19 protein-coding genes and 1 tRNA gene are annotated in these 14,990 nt (G+C 69.3%); 14 read left to right on the top strand and 6 right to left on the bottom strand.

The features are described 5' to 3' along the window. Positions 1–82: 82 nt before the first annotated feature. From C6569_RS19820 to C6569_RS19805, 4 genes are all read left to right on the top strand, one after another. Positions 83–1,399, top strand: coding sequence for an ABC transporter substrate-binding protein (locus C6569_RS19820; RefSeq protein WP_106750485.1), 1,317 nt, complete (start codon positions 83–85; stop codon positions 1,397–1,399). Between the two features lie 86 nt (positions 1,400–1,485). Further along, a complete protein-coding gene (locus C6569_RS19815; RefSeq protein ID WP_106750484.1) occupies positions 1,486–2,451 on the top strand; it encodes a carbohydrate ABC transporter permease in 966 nt (321 codons plus the stop codon). A gap of 48 nt (positions 2,452–2,499) precedes the next feature. Then, complete coding sequence (locus C6569_RS19810) at positions 2,500–3,435, top strand: carbohydrate ABC transporter permease (RefSeq protein WP_106750483.1); 936 nt, start codon at positions 2,500–2,502, stop codon at positions 3,433–3,435. An 85-nt stretch (positions 3,436–3,520) separates the two neighbouring features. Beyond that, a complete protein-coding gene (locus C6569_RS19805) occupies positions 3,521–4,399 on the top strand; it encodes an NAD(P)-dependent oxidoreductase (RefSeq protein WP_245898168.1) in 879 nt (292 codons plus the stop codon). A 6-nt stretch (positions 4,400–4,405) separates the two neighbouring features. Here the strand turns inward: C6569_RS19805 and C6569_RS19800 are convergent, their stop codons facing one another. The 4 genes from C6569_RS19800 to C6569_RS19785 form a co-directional block, all read right to left on the bottom strand. Continuing rightward, positions 4,406–4,912 (bottom strand): MarR family winged helix-turn-helix transcriptional regulator, encoded by a 507-nt coding sequence (locus C6569_RS19800; protein ID WP_106750482.1) that lies wholly within the window; start codon positions 4,910–4,912, stop codon positions 4,406–4,408. A 106-nt stretch (positions 4,913–5,018) separates the two neighbouring features. Continuing rightward, positions 5,019–5,600: an NAD(P)H-dependent oxidoreductase gene (locus C6569_RS19795; protein WP_106750481.1), complete on the bottom strand. Its 582-nt coding sequence runs from the start codon at positions 5,598–5,600 to the stop codon at positions 5,019–5,021. Positions 5,601–5,619: 19 nt separating this feature from the next. Continuing rightward, positions 5,620–7,083 carry an FAD-binding oxidoreductase gene (locus C6569_RS19790; RefSeq protein ID WP_106750480.1) on the bottom strand — a complete coding sequence of 488 codons (1,464 nt, stop codon included), beginning with the start codon at positions 7,081–7,083 and terminating at the stop codon, positions 5,620–5,622. Positions 7,084–7,087: 4 nt separating this feature from the next. Continuing rightward, on the bottom strand, positions 7,088–8,419 hold the full coding sequence (locus C6569_RS19785) for a cytosine deaminase (protein WP_106750479.1): 1,332 nt from the start codon (positions 8,417–8,419) through the stop codon (positions 7,088–7,090). 193 nt (positions 8,420–8,612) lie between these two features. Between C6569_RS19785 and C6569_RS19780 the strand changes: the two genes are divergently transcribed. The 6 genes from C6569_RS19780 (at position 8,613) to C6569_RS19755 (ending at position 11,055) form a co-directional block, all read left to right on the top strand. Beyond that, positions 8,613–8,687: transfer RNA gene (locus C6569_RS19780), tRNA-Gly, on the top strand. A 43-nt stretch (positions 8,688–8,730) separates the two neighbouring features. Further along, the gene (locus C6569_RS19775) at positions 8,731–8,928 is read left to right on the top strand and encodes a hypothetical protein (protein ID WP_106750478.1); all 198 of its coding nucleotides are present in this window, start codon (positions 8,731–8,733) and stop codon (positions 8,926–8,928) included. Between the two features lie 193 nt (positions 8,929–9,121). Then, positions 9,122–9,544, top strand: coding sequence for a hypothetical protein (locus C6569_RS19770; protein ID WP_106750477.1), 423 nt, complete (start codon positions 9,122–9,124; stop codon positions 9,542–9,544). A gap of 125 nt (positions 9,545–9,669) precedes the next feature. Then, a complete protein-coding gene (locus C6569_RS19765; protein ID WP_106750476.1) occupies positions 9,670–10,212 on the top strand; it encodes a GNAT family N-acetyltransferase in 543 nt (180 codons plus the stop codon). A 256-nt stretch (positions 10,213–10,468) separates the two neighbouring features. Beyond that, entirely contained in the window at positions 10,469–10,678 is a 210-nt protein-coding gene (locus C6569_RS19760; RefSeq protein WP_106750475.1) for a cold-shock protein, read from the top strand. A gap of 140 nt (positions 10,679–10,818) precedes the next feature. Beyond that, the gene (locus C6569_RS19755; RefSeq protein WP_106750474.1) at positions 10,819–11,055 is read left to right on the top strand and encodes a hypothetical protein; all 237 of its coding nucleotides are present in this window, start codon (positions 10,819–10,821) and stop codon (positions 11,053–11,055) included. Between the two features lie 10 nt (positions 11,056–11,065). On the opposite strand, the gene C6569_RS19750 is transcribed toward C6569_RS19755, so the two are convergent. Then, positions 11,066–11,500 carry a DUF3429 domain-containing protein gene (locus tag C6569_RS19750; protein WP_181313826.1) on the bottom strand — a complete coding sequence of 145 codons (435 nt, stop codon included), beginning with the start codon at positions 11,498–11,500 and terminating at the stop codon, positions 11,066–11,068. Between the two features lie 209 nt (positions 11,501–11,709). Here C6569_RS19750 and C6569_RS19745 point away from each other — a divergent pair, with 209 nt between their 5' ends. The 4 genes from C6569_RS19745 (at position 11,710) to C6569_RS19730 (ending at position 14,482) form a co-directional block, all read left to right on the top strand. Further along, the gene (locus C6569_RS19745) at positions 11,710–12,474 is read left to right on the top strand and encodes an aspartate/glutamate racemase family protein (protein WP_106750472.1); all 765 of its coding nucleotides are present in this window, start codon (positions 11,710–11,712) and stop codon (positions 12,472–12,474) included. Positions 12,475–12,566: 92 nt separating this feature from the next. Beyond that, complete coding sequence (locus C6569_RS19740) at positions 12,567–13,517, top strand: sodium-dependent bicarbonate transport family permease (protein WP_106750471.1); 951 nt, start codon at positions 12,567–12,569, stop codon at positions 13,515–13,517. Next, a complete protein-coding gene (locus tag C6569_RS19735; RefSeq protein ID WP_106750470.1) occupies positions 13,514–13,825 on the top strand; it encodes a P-II family nitrogen regulator in 312 nt (103 codons plus the stop codon). Before C6569_RS19740 ends, C6569_RS19735 begins: the two co-directional genes overlap by 4 nt. A 60-nt stretch (positions 13,826–13,885) precedes the next feature. Continuing rightward, entirely contained in the window at positions 13,886–14,482 is a 597-nt protein-coding gene (locus tag C6569_RS19730) for a histidine phosphatase family protein (RefSeq protein ID WP_245898167.1), read from the top strand. Here C6569_RS19730 and C6569_RS19725 read toward each other — a convergent pair. Further along, a complete protein-coding gene (locus C6569_RS19725; protein ID WP_106750469.1) occupies positions 14,472–14,867 on the bottom strand; it encodes a thiol-disulfide oxidoreductase DCC family protein in 396 nt (131 codons plus the stop codon). The genes C6569_RS19730 and C6569_RS19725 overlap by 11 nt on opposite strands. Positions 14,868–14,990 lie beyond the last annotated feature (123 nt).

Genomic DNA, 14,990 nt, shown 5'->3' with positions numbered 1-14,990 from the left:
AGGCGGGGCAAACCCGCTTCGACAACAACCGGCAAGGCCCACGGCGAAGATGGGCTCCGGATCCTGATGGGAGGATAACCCGATGACTGCCTTCACTCGCCGTACCCTCGTCAAGGGCGCCGCCGCCGCGGGCGTCCTCACCGGCTCCGGCCTGACCGACTGGGCCAGAGCCTGGGCGCAGGCCTCGCCCTTCAAGCCGGAGGCCGGCGCGACGCTGAACCTCCTGCGCTGGCGCCGCTTCGTCGAGGCGGAGGACGCCCAGTTCAACAAGATGGTGGCCGCCTTCACCCAGGCGACGGGCTGCAAGGTCAACGTGTCGAGCGAGAGCTTCGACGACGTTCAGCCCAAGGCCTCCGTCGCCGCCAATACCGGCACCGGCCCCGACCTCATCTGGTCGCTCTATTCGGTGCCGCACCTCTTCCCGCAGAAGTGCCTCGAGGTGACCGACGTCGCCGACTATCTCGGCAAGAAATACGGCGGCTGGGTGCCGCTGGCCGAGGCCTACGGCAAGTCCGGCGGCAAGTGGATCTCGATTCCCGTCGCGGTCAACGGCGGCTACATCAACTACCGCATCTCGCAGGTGAAGGCGGCCGGCTTCAACGAGATCCCGCAGGACACCAAGGGCTTCCTCGAACTCTGCAAGGCGCTGAAGGCGAAGGGCACGCCCTCGGGCTTCCCGCTCGGACGCGCCACCGGCGACGGCAACGCCTTCGCGCACTGGCTGCTGTGGTCGCACGGCGCCGCCCAGGTGGACGAGAACGAGAAGATCACGATCAACTCGCCGGAGACCCGCGCCGCCCTGCGCTACGCCAAGGAGCTGTGGGACACGTTCATCCCCGGCACGGCGGCGTGGAACGACTCCAACAACAACCGCGCCTTCCTCTCCGGCGAAATCTCGCTGACCGCCAACGGCATCTCCATCTATGCCGCGGCCAAGGCCTCGCAGGACGCCAAGCAGCGCGAGATCGCGGCCGACATGGACCATGCCTTCTGGCCGATCGGCCCGATCGGCAAGCCGGCCGAGATCCAGCTCGCCTTCCCGATGTTCGGCATGACCTATTCGCGTTATCCGAACGCCTGCAAGGCCTTCATGGCCTTCATCCTGGAGGCCGAGAACTTCAATCCTTGGCTGGAGGCGGCGCAGGGCTACCTGACGCATCTCCTCAACGCCTACGACAACAACCCGGTCTGGACCGCCGATCCCAAGGCGAAGGTGTTCCGTGAGTCGGCGAAGCGCTCCTTCCCCGCCGGCTACAAGGGCCCGATCAACGAGAAGGCGGCAACCGCCATCGCCGACTTCATCGTGGTCGACCTCTTCGCCAACCACTGTACCGGCAAGGAAGACGTGGAGGGCGCGATCCGCGTCGCCGAGCGCCAGCTCCGCCGCATCTATCGCTGACCTGCCGGGCGGCGCCGCCGCCCGACCACGATTCCCGGACGGGGGCGGTTCGCCGCCCCCGCTCCCGCAGCCGCCCGGAGACCGTCATGACCGATGCCGCCATCGCCCGAACCACAGCGCGTCCCCCCGCGGGCGAGCCCTCGGCGTGGGACCAGCTCAAGGTCAACCGGAACTGGCTCGGCTTCTGGTTCATGGTGCCGGCCATGGCCTTCCTGGTGCTGTTCCTGGTCTACCCGCTGGGCAAGGGCCTGTGGATGAGCTTCACCGACGCGCGCATCGGCCGCGAGGGGCGCTTCGTCGGCCTGGAGAATTTCGAGTGGCTCCTCGACGACCGGGATTTCATCCATGCCCTCGTCTTCACCCTCGTCTTCACCTTCGTCGCCTCGGCGGTGAAATTCGCCATCGGCCTCTATCTCGCCCTGCTGCTCAACAACAACCTGCCCTTCAAGGCCTTCATCCGCTCGGTGGTGCTGATCCCCTTCATCGTGCCGACGGTGCTCTCGGCGGTCGCCTTCTGGTGGATTTTCGACACCCAGTTCTCGGTCATCACCTGGGGCCTGGTGAAGCTCGGCTTCATCGACCGCTCCTCGCCGATCAACTGGATGGGCGACCCCTTCCTCACCCAGTGCGTCGTCATCTTCGCCAATATCTGGCGCGGCATTCCCTTCATCGCCATCACCCTGCTGGCGGGCCTGCAGACCGTGTCGCCCTCCCTCTACGAGGCTGCGACGCTGGACGGCGCCACCAAGTGGCAGAACTTCCGCTATGTGACCTATCCGCTGCTCACCCCGATCATCGCGGTGGTGATGACCTTCTCGGTGCTTTTCACCTTCACCGACTTCCAGCTGATCTGGGCGATGACGCGCGGCGGCCCGGTGAACGCCACCCACCTGATGGCGACGCTGTCCTACCAGCGCGGCATTCTCGGCGGCAATCTCGGCGAAGGCGCCGCCATCGCCATCTCCATGGTGCCCTTCCTGCTCGCCGCCATCATGTTCTCGTGGTTCGGCCTGCAGCGCCGCAAGTGGCAGCAGGGTGAGAGCAATGACTGAGCGCCGCTCGCCCGTCCCCCGCCTGTCCCCCGCCGACGGAGCCCTGTCATGACCGCCACCGCCGGAACCGACCCGAAGACCACCGCAGCCCTCGCCGCCATCGGCCGGTCGACCGCCAAGGACGACCACTCGGAGGGCATGAGCTATCTGGAGAGCCTGCCGCGCAAGACCGTGACGGTCTACCTGCCGCTCTTCATCATCATGATCGTGCTGCTGTTTCCGTTCTACTGGATGTTCATCACGTCCATCAAACCGGACCAGGACCTCCTGGACCTGCACGGCGGCAACCCGCTCTGGGTGGGCGAGCCGACCTTCCGCCACTTCTACAAACTCCTGTTCGAATCGAACTATCCGACCTGGCTGTGGAACACGATGTTCGTGGCGGTCTGCGCCACCTTTCTCTCCATCGTCGCCTCGGTGCTCGCCGCCTATGCCATCACCCGCATCCGCTATCGCGGCGCGCAGACGGTGGGCGGCCTGATCTTCCTCGCCTATCTGGTGCCGCCGTCGATCCTGTTCATCCCGCTGTCGACCATCATTCACGTCTACGGCCTGTTCGACACGCCCTTCGCGCTCATCCTGACCTATCCCACCATCCTCATCCCGTTCTGCACATGGCTGCTGATGGGCTATTTCAAGACCATTCCCTACGAGTTGGAGGAGTGCGCGCTGATCGACGGGGCGAGCCGCTGGCAGATCCTCGTGAAGATCATCATCCCGCTGGCGGTCCCCGGCCTGATCTCGGCCTTCATCTTCGCCTTCACCCTGTGCTGGAACGAGTTCATCTACGCGCTGACCTTCATCTCCTCGAACCCGAACAAGACGGTGCCGACCGCCATCGTCTCGGAGTTCGTCGACGGCGACGTGTTCCGCTGGGGTTCGCTGATGGCCGGCGCCCTCGTCGGCTCGCTGCCGCTGGTCATCCTCTACGCCTTCTTCGTCGAGCACTACGTGTCGGCCATGACCGGCGCGGTGAAGGAATAGCGGCCCTTCTGAGAAAACCGTGGATGCCCGGCGCCGAGCCGGGCATGACGGTCAGGCAAATCGTTTCATTGCCCGGAACCTGACCATGACCACCATCTGCTTTGCCGGCCTCGGAGCCATGGGACGCCCCATGGCGGCGAACCTCGTGAAGGCCGGCCACACGGTCCGCGGCACCGACCTCAATCCCGCCGCCCTCGCCTGGCTGAAGGAGCACGGCGGCGAACCCTGCACCTCGGCGAAAGAGGCCGCGGCCGGCGCCGACATGCTGGTGCTGATGGTGGTGAACGCCGACCAGGCCGAGGCCGTGCTGTTCGAGGCCGGGGCGCTGGAGGCGCTGGCGCCGGACGCCACCGTCGTGCTCTGCGCCACCTGCGCGCCGGCGCGTGCCGCCGCCATCGGCGCGAAGGTGGAAGAGAGCCAGCGCCGCTTCATCGACGCGCCGGTTTCGGGCGGCGTGGTCGGCGCCGAGGCCGGCACGCTCACCATCATGGCCTCGGGCCCGGCCGCCGTGCTCGACGCGGCGGAGTCGGTGCTGACGGTCATGGGCTCGCGGCTGTTCCGCGTCGGCGAGAAGGCCGGCGACGGCGCCATGGTGAAGACCATCAACCAGCTCCTCTGCGGCGTCCACATCGCCGCCGCCGCGGAAGCCCTGGCGCTCGGCGAGCGCGCCGGGCTCGATCCGAAGGTCCTGCTGGAGATCTACGGCTCCAGCGCCGCAGGGAGCTGGATGCTGAACAATCGCGGCCCGCGCATGCTGATGGAGGACCCGCCGGTGACCTCGGCGGTGGACATCTTCGTCAAGGACCTCGGCATCGTGCTGGACGCCGGCCACGCCACGCGGGCGCCGCTCTTCCTCGCCGCCGCCGCGCACCAGCTCTTCCTCGCCGCCTCCGGCATGGGCCTCGGCAAGGCGGACGACGCGCTGGTGATCGAGGCCTATCGCGCCATGGCGCCGAAGAGCTGAGGCGGCTCAGGCCTCCTCGGCCTCGTCGTCGTCGTCCGGCTGCTCCTCGGCATGAGGGCGCAACGTCTTCTCCATGCGGCGCAGCAGCTTGCGCAGGCGCTTGACGTCCTTGCCGTCCATGTCGGCCAGCATCTCGTCCTCGGCGGCGAACCAGAGGTCGTCGATGGCCTCCGACTTCTCCACCCCCGCGGCGGTGAGGCCGACCTGGACGAGGCGGCCGTCGGCGGAGCCGCCGCCGCGGCGCTCGACGAGGCCCTGGGCGGCGAGGCGGCCGACCGTCTTCGATGCAGTGGGCGGGCGCACGCGCAGCGCGGCGGCGAGTTCGCCCATGGTCATGTCGCCGCCCTCGGCGAGGACCTTCAGCACCTGCTCCTGGCCCGGATAGAGGCCGAGGATGGTGAGCTTGCGTGCCACCAGCGTGCGGTGAAGGCGCGCGGCATGCTGGATATGGGCGCCGATCGTCTTGCGGTAGGGTTCGCGCGATCCCTTGTCGGAGTCCTTCGGCTTGGTCATGCCATTCCCCCCTCAGCGGGACATGGGCGCCCCGGCGACCGCGCATGCGCAGCCGGCGCATGTTTCGCCGTCAATGGTGACGGGAGCGTGACATACCCGAGCCGGCTCACCAACCCGCGAATTCGGTCTCAATCCGCGACAGGAAGGCGCTGCGCGTGGCGGGCGTCGAGCGGTTCATGTCGTAGTGGGCGCGGTAGGTGACGGAGGCGTTGAAGCCGGTGATGGCCTTCAGCGAGCGGGTGCAGAACTTGCGCGGCGGGTTGCCCATCAGCGTCGCGCGCATCCAGGTGGCGCCGTAGGTGGTCACCACGCCGATGCGGCGGATGCCGGAGAGCATGCCCCGGGTGCGCCCGTCGACGAGGCCGAAGGAGACGCCGGGCAGGAAGACGCGGTCGAAGTAGCCCTTGAGGAGGGCGGGAAAGCCGAAGTTCCAGACGGGGAAGACCAGCACCAGCGCCTCGGCCGCGCGCAGGCGCCGGACATGGTCCGCGACGGGATCGGTGTTGCCGGCGAGGTCGTGATAGCCGAGGCGCTCCTGCCGGCTCAGCACCGGGTCGAAACCTTCCTCGTAGAGGTCGCAGTCGTCGACCGCGTGACCGGCCGCGGTCAGACTGCGCACCACGGCGGCGTGGAGCGCCGCGCCGTAGCTCTCGGGGTTCGGGTGGCAGTAGAGGACGAGGACGCGCATCAGGAGGACCGTCGCAGCCTCACGCCTTGCTCGCCTCGGCGGCGAGCCCCTTGAACAGGAAGGTGCCGCCGGCGTTGTAGTCGTAGCTCGGGTCCTCCCAGGCGATCATCTTGCCGGGATTGAGCAGCCCCTGGGGATCGGCCTCCTTCTTGAAGGCGAGCTGGACGGCATCCGTCTGCTTCATGCCGCCCTCCTCCAGCGTGTAGCGGTGCGGGTTGAAGATCGGCGCGCCCATGTCCTCGTGGATCTTCATGATCTCCTCGAGCCGCTCCTCCGTGGTGAAGCGCACCATCGGCAGGCCGAAGCAGGTGACCTTGCCGTCGAAGCGGACGAATTCGAGGTGGCTGATGAGCTCGTCGCCGAAGCGCTCGGCGATGGAGGCGGAGAGCTTCACCTGGTCCGGGAAGGGGTAGAGCACCTGGAGATAGGTGATGGCCGGATCGACGCGCAGCGCCCGGAGCGTGGTGTGGTTCCAGGTCAGCTCGAAGCCGGGAGGGAGCTTGCGGCGCTCCTCGTCGGCGAGCTTGTCGGAGCGCAGCAGCAGCTCGGCCCCCTCCTTGGCGGCGAGGTTCAGCGCCGCGTCGACGGCGAAATCGGCGACGACGGCGACCACCACGTGCTGGCCCGGCGCCATATAGTCCTGGTGGCGCAGGAAATAGGTCTGCGGCGCCGGGGCGGCGATGACGGCGACGTTCTTCTTGGCGATCCCGTCGGCCTCGCCGAGGAGGTTGGCGAAGGCCGCCGCCCGCTCGAAGCTATCGAAGCCGAGGAAGAGGTCGGTCCAGGGATAGGCGGGGCCGAGCGGCATCTCCACCTCGGTGATGATGCCGTTGGTGCCGTAGGCGTGGGCGACCTTGGCGAGGTCGTCGCCGGTCAGTTCGAGGACGCGGGGCTTCGCCTCCATGGTGACGACCTTGAGCCGGATCACGTTGCCGGCGTCGCGCAGGCCGCCCCAGGTGATGGAGCCGACGCCACCCGAGCCGCCGGCGATGAAGCCGCCCACCGAGGCCGTGGCATAGGTGGAGGGGTGCATGCGGATTTCCTGCGCCTGCGGCCGCGCCACCTTGTCGATGTCGGCGATGACGGCGCCGGCCTCGGCGACGAAGCGGCCGGGCTGGACGGTGAGCACCTTGTTCATGCCGGAAAGGTCGAGGACGACGCCCCCGGAGAGCGGCATGGCCTGGCCGTAATTGCCGGTGCCGGTGCCGCGCGGCGTGACGGGGATGCCGAGCTCGTGGGCGGCGGCGAGCACGCGCACCACCTCCTGTTCGCTCACCGGGGAGACGATGAGGTCGCCGACGACGTGGTCGAGCTGCCGCTTGAGCGTCGGCGAGTACCAGTAGAAGTCGCGGCTCTTCTGGCGGACCAGATTGGCGTTGTCCTCGGTCTTGATGCCGGCGAGCTTGGCCTTCAGGCCGTCGATGTCGTAGCGCGGCCGGGCGTCGCCGGAGGAAGCGCCTTTCTGCGTCTCGCCTGTCGTCATGGGGTCAGCTCCAAAGCGTGTCGAGGTCGCGATAGTCGGGAAGCGTGGTGTCGATGGCGCGCCCGGCGCGGATGACCGTGCGGTCGGACTGGGGGCGCGACAGGAGTTCGGTCCAGGTGCGGCCGCGGACGACGACGAGATCGGCCGCCGTGCCGGCGGCGATGCGGCCGCGGCCGGCGAAGCCGCAGGCCTCGGCGGGCGTCGCGGTGGCGGCGCGCGGCCAGTCGCCGACGGGATGGTCGAAGTGGAGAATCCGCGTCGCCTCGCGATAGGTCTCCAGCATGTCGAGGTCGCCATAGGCGTAGAAGGGGTCGCGGGTGTTGTCGCTCGCCACCATCACCGGAATGCCGCGCGCCTTCATCTCGTGCAGCAGGGTGACGCCGCGGCGGCGCGGCGTCAGACCGGCGCGGCGGTCCTGCAGGTACATGTTGCACATGGGCAGCGACACCACGGCGATGCCCGCCTCGGCGACGAGGTCCAGCGTCCGCTCCACCTCCGCTTCCGGCTGCGCCGAGAGCGAGCAGCAATGGCCGACGACGATGCGGCCAAGCCCGGCGGAGGACCAGCCGTGGCGGATGGCCGCCTCGGCGATGAGGCGCAGCGAATGGGCGCCGGGGTCGAGGGTCTCGTCGACGTGGAAGTCGAGCGGCAGGCCGGCCTCTCGGGCGGTCGAGAAGATCGCCTCCAGCCCGCCCGGCAGGTTCGGCGACATGTAGGTGACGCAGCCGAGTCCGCCGCCGAAGCGCGACGCGACCGCGGCGATGCGCGGCAGGTAGCCCTCCTCCACGGCGACGTCGATGCCGCAGAGCGAGGAGGCCTGCAGATCGACGCGGCCGCGCCAGGCCTCGCGCAGCGCCGCGAAGACCGGCCAGGAGATGTCGATCTGGGCGGGGAGCGAATCGATGTGGGTGCGGATCGCGGCGGTGCCGTAGGCGAAGGCGGATTTCAGCGCGAAGGTCATGCGCGCCTCGACGTCGGCGGCGGACCAGTGCGCGGCCCGGTCGGCCGCCACCGCCGCGAGCGCGCCCGGGAAGGTGCCGTCGGGATTGGGCGTGCGCGGCCAGATGTGCCCCTTGTCGAGATGGGTATGGGCGTCGACGAAACAGGGCAGGACCATAGAGCCGTCGATGAGGACCGGCACCACGCCCGGCGCCGTGGGAACGGCTCCCGCCGCATCCACGGCCGCGACGATGCCGTCCACCACGAGGATGTCGGCGCGCACGAGATCGTCGCGCACCGGCCAGCCGCCGGCGCCCTCGACCAGAGCCGCGGGAACGGTCGCATCCATCAGCCGGTAGCGCGCCGCCGCGGTCAGCGCGAGAAATCCCGATCCCATGCCTGGCTCCGCCTCTGCCGCACCCGCGGCACCCGACGGGGATAGCGGGCCTCCCTCCACCCGTCAAAGTCCGGATGCCAGGGCACCTCCCGGGGCCCGTCGAAAAAAGTCAAAACAGGCCATTGCAATCCCCGGCGTCCTTTGGCATAGAACCGCCCTCCCCTGGCGCCCAGGCGCTGGCGGGTACCCGGATGCGGGAGTAGCTCAGGGGTAGAGCACAACCTTGCCAAGGTTGGGGTCGAGGGTTCGAATCCCTTCTCCCGCTCCATTTTTCTTCAAGTCGGTCGTCCGTTCGTGGCGGGGAGTTTCGCATGACCTTCGGTTCGGTGAAATCGATCATGCGCGCCAACGACTCCGACTTCCTGAAGGTGGACGGCGCATCCGAGACCGCCCGGTTCTTCGTTCCGACGCAGGACCGCCGCATCGAGATCTCGACCCGCGGCGTCACCGTCACCCGCCGCATCGCCAAGCCCCGCTCGCGCATCCGCCGCTTCGTGCGCGTGAGCTGAGGCGCCCGTCGCAGCGCTGCTTCGCGCTCTCGCGACCGTCGGCTGAAGCCCTCCCGCCGATACCTTCGCCGCACGTGCAGTCTCGCGTCGCGGGCCTATTGACGACCGTCCCCCCGGCTTGTCATTTTGCAGTGCGATGGTCGGATTTCGCCACTCCCATCCGTCCTGACCATTCCGCACGCCGGGGGCCTGCATGCCGATCTGCATCCCGACCATGAGCGCCCGCGCGTTGCGGCGGAGCGGTTCCACCGGGTTCGCCCTGCTGCTCCTTGCGTCGGCCGCAGCGTCGGCCCAATCCATCGACATGAGGCGCGAATATTACGAGGGGCGCTGGACGTGGCACGGCGTCTACAGGGCCATGAACGACCCCAACAATGTCAGCCGGATCCAGTTCAATACGCCGACGCGGGCCACCTACTGCTATCAGCGGCACTGCTGGAACGTGAACGTGCGCAGGGACGCGGGCGCGAGCCTCAGCTTCTCCACGGACCGAAAGAACTATTTCGAATTCAATCCGGGCGGCGATCCGGTGCGCCTCCCGGCCCGGTTCTGGGTCAATTTCCAGCCGCCAGCCCGTTCGCCGGATGCCACCATCGTCTTCGGCCGACGCAACTGACACTCAGCCCGGCAGCGGCGTGCGCGGCGCTCTGCAAATGGCGATGATTGTGACGATCCGAGCCCGCTTGTGCCGCTGCCGCGCGGCGGAAGAACGGGTGCGCCGCTCCCCTGTCGAGGTCATTCGTGTCGGCATCCCCTTCCTTCTCCCTCCGCCCCGCGACGCCGGCCGACATCCCGGCCATCACCGCCATCTACGGGCCGAACGTCGCGGAGGGGATCGCCTCCTTCGAATATGAGCCGCCGGATGAAGCGGAGATGGCGAAGCGGCAGCAGGCCGTCCTCGCAGGCGGCTACCCCTATCTGGTCGCGGAGATCGACGGCGCGGTGGTGGGCTATGCCTATGCCAGCGCCTACCGGAGCCGGCCGGGCTATCGTTTCGCCTGCGAAAACTCGGTCTATGTGGCCCCCGCCGCCAAGGGCCGGGGCGTCGGCAAGGCGCTGCTGACCCGGCTGATCGACGAGTGCACGGAGCGCGGCTACCGGCAGATGATCGCGGTCATCGGCAATTTGGGCAACCACGGCTCGATCGCGCTGCACCGCGCCTGCGGCTTCACCGTGGTCGGCGTTCTGCCCTCCATCGGCTGGAAACTCGACCGCTGGGTCGATTGCGTCCTGATGCAGCGGCCTCTCGGCGAGGGCGACCGGGCGGCGCCGACGCGCGGATAGGCGTCAGTTTGCGACACTATTTTTCATGATTTTCGCCGTCGAGCGCAGCGCTTGCCGGCGCATCAAAAAGATCAGGAGAATATTTGTCTTGCCTTGGCCGTAAAAAGCCCCTACAAGAGGGCATCGATGTTTGCTCGGCTGAACTTTGTTTATTGCCGCTTCGGCGCGCTCCTGACGAACTTCCCCTTTCGAAAATCGTTCTACCCCGACGCGCTTCCGCGCGGAGGTCTTCCATTGCCAAAAGGGAGGGTTTGTCATGACCACCGGCACAGTGAAATGGTTCAACGCCACCAAGGGTTTCGGCTTCATTCAGCCGGATGACGGCGGCGCCGACGTCTTCGTCCACATTTCCGCCGTCGAGCGCGCCGGAATGCGCGACATCGTCGAGGGCCAGAAGCTCGGCTTCGAAATCATGCGCGACAACAAGTCGGGCAAGATGGCGGCCGAACAGCTCCAGGCCGCTTGATTGCACTTCGCCTTCGTCCGGTCACCACGGATGTACTGGGACCAGCGACAGGGCGAATTGATAGGGAAGGCCGGGCTCACGCCTGGCCTTTTTTGTTTCCCGCGGCCGTGACGGCCGCCGACACCCGAAAGGACCGTCCCATGAACGACATGTCGCCGTCGCAGCAGAAGGCCAACGCCGCCTTCCTGAAGGTCCAGAAGCAGTCGATCACCCGTGATCGCGTCTTCTCCGACATCGCCGATTCCAACAGCGCCCGCTCCGCCAACACCGCCAAGCTGCGCGAGCTCCGTCTCGCCCGCGAGGACCGGGACGCGCGCGATCGCGCGGCGGCCGCCGCCCTGCCGAAGAGCCGCGCGCGCCGCGCCAGGGTCGCCTGAGGCCCCGCCCTCAGGCGAGGGCCGCCGCGGCCAGCGCCGCGGAGACGATCCCGGTCAGCGCCAGCCGCAGACGCCCGTACCATTCGGGCGCCACCGTGCGGCAGGCGAGGCCGTAGTCCATCAGGCCGAGCAGCACGAAGGCGAGGGTCATGACCCACAGGCCCGTCGCCGCCGGCAACAGCGCCGCTCCCCAGCCGACGATGGCAGGGACGACGGCGATGACGAAATCGCGCACCGCCAACCTGCCGTCGGAATAGCCCATGGCGATCCCCCAGCGCACGCCGCCGAGGAAGGACAGGATGGCGACGGCATAGGCCATCAGGGCCGCCCGGATCGCCGCCTCGCCGCCGATCAGCGGCAGGGTGGCGCCGGCGAGAAGCGCCACGGCCAGGATCAGGAACGGCGCCAGGCCGCCGATGCCCAGCCAGAGGGTGACGGCGGGCATGGCCGCATTCCCGTCATTCGCCAAGTCCTTCGCCGTGTCTTTCGCCATCGCCGCCCCCTGCCGCCGCCCGTTCGGCCGCCCTGCGGGCGCGCCTCCATGCCTTCCTACGCAGGACGCGGGCTTTCGGCTCAGCACGATGAGGGATGACCACGCCGGGGCGAGCCGTTACCACTGGCGAACGTTCCCGCCTCCCCACGCCGAGACGACCCATGCGCCTCCTCATCGCCAATCCCAATACCAGCGCCACGGTCACCGACCGCCTGATGGCGGCGGCCGCCGCCGTGAAGGCGCCGGGAACGGAGCTCGTCCCCATGACCGCGCCGCGCGGGGTGCCCTATATCGCCACCCGCGCCGATGCGGTGGTGGGCGCCGGCGTGGCGCTGGACATGCTGGCGGAGGCGCATGAGGGGGTGGACGCCGCCGTCATCGCCGCCTTCGGCGATCCGGGCCTCGGCGGAGCGCGCGAGCTCTTCGACATTCCCGTGGTCGGCATGGCGGAGGCGGCCATGCTGACGGCCTGCATGCTCGGCCGTTCCTTCGCCATCGTCACCTTTTCCGGCGGCCTCGTGCCTTGGTATCACGAGTGCCTCGACTGGAACGGGCTGCGCGGCCGTTGCGCCGGCATCTTCGCGCTGCAGGGCGCCTTCACCTCGCTCGCCGACGTGCAGGAGGAGAAGGAGGCCGCCCTCGTCGACCTCGCCAACCGGGTGGTCGCCGAGCACGAGGCGGACGTCGTCATCCTCGCCGGGGCGCCGCTCTCCGGCCTCGCCCAGACGGTGCGCGACCGGGTGCCCGTGCCGCTCGTCGACGGCATCCAGGCGGCGGTGAAACAGGCGGAGGCCCTGGCGGCGCTGAAGCCCGCCAAAGCGACGACCGGCACCTTCCGGCGGCCGGCGGCCAAGACCTGCACCGGCATTTCCGAGCCGCTGCGCCGCCGCTTCGAGCACCGCGACCGGCCGGACGAGAGCCGCTGAGGCGGTTGGTCGCAGCCGACGGGCTCTCCCGGCTGTGGAAGACCGGCCGGCGGCGGACCATAGCTCTCCGCGGATCCGGATAAGGTCGCGCCATGGACGTTCTCCTCTCGCCCGTCATTCTCTTTTTCGTGCTCGGCGCTCTAGCCGCCGCCGCCCGCTCCGACCTCGCCATTCCCGAGCCCATCGCCAAGGGGATGGCGCTCTACCTGATGGCCGCCATCGGCCTGAAGGGCGGCGTGCAGGTGGCGGAGGGCGGCTTCTCAGCCACCATGGCCGCGGCTGCGGCCGCCGGGCTGGCGCTGAGCTGCCTCATCCCGCTCGCCGCCTTCGCGCTGCTGCGCGGCATCGGCCGGCTCGGCCGGATCGACGCGGCGGCGGTTGCGGCCCATTACGGCTCGGTCAGCGTCGTCACCTTCGTGGCGGGCAGCGAGATGCTGAAGGCGGCGGGCATGGCGCCGGCGGGGTTCATGGTGGCGGTGCTGGCGCTGATGGAGACGCCGGCCATCATCGCCGGCCTGGTCCTCGCCAAGGGGGCCGGCTCCTCCGACGCCGAGGAGCGCGGCGAGCTCTTGCGCGAGACCCTGCTCAACGGCACGGTGGTGCTGCTGCTCGGCAGCTTCGCCATCGGCCTCGTCGTCGGCAAGGAGGGCTTCGCCCCGATCGCGCCGGTCTTCGACGGCGGCTTCCGCGGCATCCTCTGCCTCTTCCTCCTCGACATGGGGCTGATCGCCATCCGCAGGCTGCGCGAGACGCGGTCGCTGACCCTTCGCCTCGCCGGCCTCGGCATCCTCATGCCGGTGATGAACGGCACGGTCGGTACGGTCGTCGGCCACCTCATCGGGCTCGATGCGGGCTCGGCGGCAGCCCTCGGCATCCTCGCCGCCAGCGCCTCCTACATCGCCGTGCCGGCGGCCATGCGCCTCGCCCTGCCGCAGGCCGATGCCGGCCTGTCGCTCGCCATGTCGCTGGCGGTGACCTTCCCCTTCAACATCGCGCTCGGCATTCCCGCCGTGTCGCTCCTCGCACGGTGGTTGGCGTCATGAACAGCACGGCCCGACGCAAGAAGGTGGAGATTCTCGCGGACCAGCCGCTGGTGCGACGCATCGTCGAGGTGGTGAAGCGCTGCGGCGTGACCGGCTGGACGGTGCTGCCGGTGGCGGCGGGCGGCGGGCGGCTCAACGCCTGGTCGGACGACCAGATCGCCGGGGCCTCCGCCAAGGCGCTGGTCTTCACCATCACCACCGAAACCCATGCGGGCGAGCTGGTGGAGGCGCTGACGCCGCTCCTCGACAGCCACGGCCTGCTGGTCTGGGTCACCGATGTCGAGGTGATCCGGCCGGAGCGGTTCTGAGGCCGATCACCTCGGCGTGTGCAAGGGATCCCCGCGCCGCTTTCCGGCGTAGCGGAAGCCATGACACATGTCCTCTTCATGGCGATCGCCGCGCGATCCGGCACCTTCGCCCGGGCGGTGCTGCTGCTGATCGCGGCGGCTCTGCCGGCACCGGCCTCGGCGCAGGGCGAGGCGCGCGCCTGGGAGGTGCTCGCCGGCGGCGGCGTGGTGCTGTTTCGCCACGCCAATGCGCCAGGCGGCGGCGACCCGCCGGGCATGCGGATCGGCGACTGCGCCACCCAACGCAATCTCGACGCGGCGGGACGCGACCAGGCGCGGCGGATCGGCGCCGCCTTCGCCGGCCGCGGCATTGCCGTCGGTGCGGTGCTGACCTCGCAATGGTGCCGCACGCGCGAGACCGCCGCCCTCGCCTTTCCCGGACGGGTGAGCGACGAGGCGGCCTTCAACTCGTTCTTCGGCGACCGCGCCGCGGGACCTGCCCGCACCACTGCGGCGCGCGCGGTGCTCTCCCGCTGGAGCGGGCCCGGCGCGCTGGTCGTCGTCACCCATCAGGTCAACATCACGGCCCTGACCGGCATCTTCCCCGCCTCCGGCGAGGGCATCGTGCTGGAGCGGGACGGGCCCGGCTGGCGGGTGGCGGGCCGGATCAGGCCCTGAGGCGGCGGCGCGCCTGCCAGCGCCCGAAGGCGCGGGAGAGGCGGGGCCTCACCGGCAGGAACAGGCGATAGGCGCCTTCGAGAACCGGGGTGACGCCGGGAAGGCGCGCGATCCGGGCAAGCCAGCGCCATCCCGGGACGTGCGACCAGAGTGCCACGAAGGCCGCCGCGCCCGACCGCAGCGTGCCGTCCGCCTCGCGCAGGTGAAACCGCGCCATGGCTTCCGGCGCCGTGAGACCGGGGGCCGGCGCCGCGTCCGCCGCGGAGACGTCGACGAAGCACAGGCGCTGCTCACCGTCCTGCCGGCGGTAGAGATCGATCTCCGCGCGGCAGAGGGGGCAGGAGCCGTCGTAGTAGACAGTCGGCTTGTCGGTTGGCGGCTGCATCGGATCGCATCCTGTCTGTCGCAGATATACGCCCGCCGACGCGCGGGCGCCCAAGCCCGCGCGAGCGTCACGGGGTCGCATGCGGCCGGGTGGTCCGGGGCTGCTGCGGCGGCGTAAGCCGTT

It is taken from the genome of Phreatobacter cathodiphilus, assembly GCF_003008515.1.
GTDB lineage: Bacteria > Pseudomonadota > Alphaproteobacteria > Rhizobiales > Phreatobacteraceae > Phreatobacter > Phreatobacter cathodiphilus.
Note: the sequence above shows the minus strand (reverse complement) of the source record. Positions and strands in the feature narration are given on the sequence as shown.

Coding starts and splice junctions, on each gene's coding strand:
- C6569_RS19820 (WP_106750485.1), top strand. CDS start 83: ATGACTGCCTTCACTCGCCGTACCCTCGTCAAGGGCGCCGCCGCCGCG.
- C6569_RS19815 (WP_106750484.1), top strand. CDS start 1,486: ATGACCGATGCCGCCATCGCCCGAACCACAGCGCGTCCCCCCGCGGGC.
- C6569_RS19810 (WP_106750483.1), top strand. CDS start 2,500: ATGACCGCCACCGCCGGAACCGACCCGAAGACCACCGCAGCCCTCGCC.
- C6569_RS19805 (WP_245898168.1), top strand. CDS start 3,521: ATGACCACCATCTGCTTTGCCGGCCTCGGAGCCATGGGACGCCCCATG.
- C6569_RS19800 (WP_106750482.1), bottom strand. CDS start 4,912: ATGACCAAGCCGAAGGACTCCGACAAGGGATCGCGCGAACCCTACCGC.
- C6569_RS19795 (WP_106750481.1), bottom strand. CDS start 5,600: ATGCGCGTCCTCGTCCTCTACTGCCACCCGAACCCCGAGAGCTACGGC.
- C6569_RS19790 (WP_106750480.1), bottom strand. CDS start 7,083: ATGACGACAGGCGAGACGCAGAAAGGCGCTTCCTCCGGCGACGCCCGG.
- C6569_RS19785 (WP_106750479.1), bottom strand. CDS start 8,419: ATGGGATCGGGATTTCTCGCGCTGACCGCGGCGGCGCGCTACCGGCTG.
- C6569_RS19775 (WP_106750478.1), top strand. CDS start 8,731: ATGACCTTCGGTTCGGTGAAATCGATCATGCGCGCCAACGACTCCGAC.
- C6569_RS19770 (WP_106750477.1), top strand. CDS start 9,122: ATGCCGATCTGCATCCCGACCATGAGCGCCCGCGCGTTGCGGCGGAGC.
- C6569_RS19760 (WP_106750475.1), top strand. CDS start 10,469: ATGACCACCGGCACAGTGAAATGGTTCAACGCCACCAAGGGTTTCGGC.
- C6569_RS19755 (WP_106750474.1), top strand. CDS start 10,819: ATGAACGACATGTCGCCGTCGCAGCAGAAGGCCAACGCCGCCTTCCTG.
- C6569_RS19750 (WP_181313826.1), bottom strand. CDS start 11,500: ATGCCCGCCGTCACCCTCTGGCTGGGCATCGGCGGCCTGGCGCCGTTC.
- C6569_RS19745 (WP_106750472.1), top strand. CDS start 11,710: ATGCGCCTCCTCATCGCCAATCCCAATACCAGCGCCACGGTCACCGAC.
- C6569_RS19740 (WP_106750471.1), top strand. CDS start 12,567: ATGGACGTTCTCCTCTCGCCCGTCATTCTCTTTTTCGTGCTCGGCGCT.
- C6569_RS19735 (WP_106750470.1), top strand. CDS start 13,514: ATGAACAGCACGGCCCGACGCAAGAAGGTGGAGATTCTCGCGGACCAG.
- C6569_RS19730 (WP_245898167.1), top strand. CDS start 13,886: ATGACACATGTCCTCTTCATGGCGATCGCCGCGCGATCCGGCACCTTC.
- C6569_RS19725 (WP_106750469.1), bottom strand. CDS start 14,867: ATGCAGCCGCCAACCGACAAGCCGACTGTCTACTACGACGGCTCCTGC.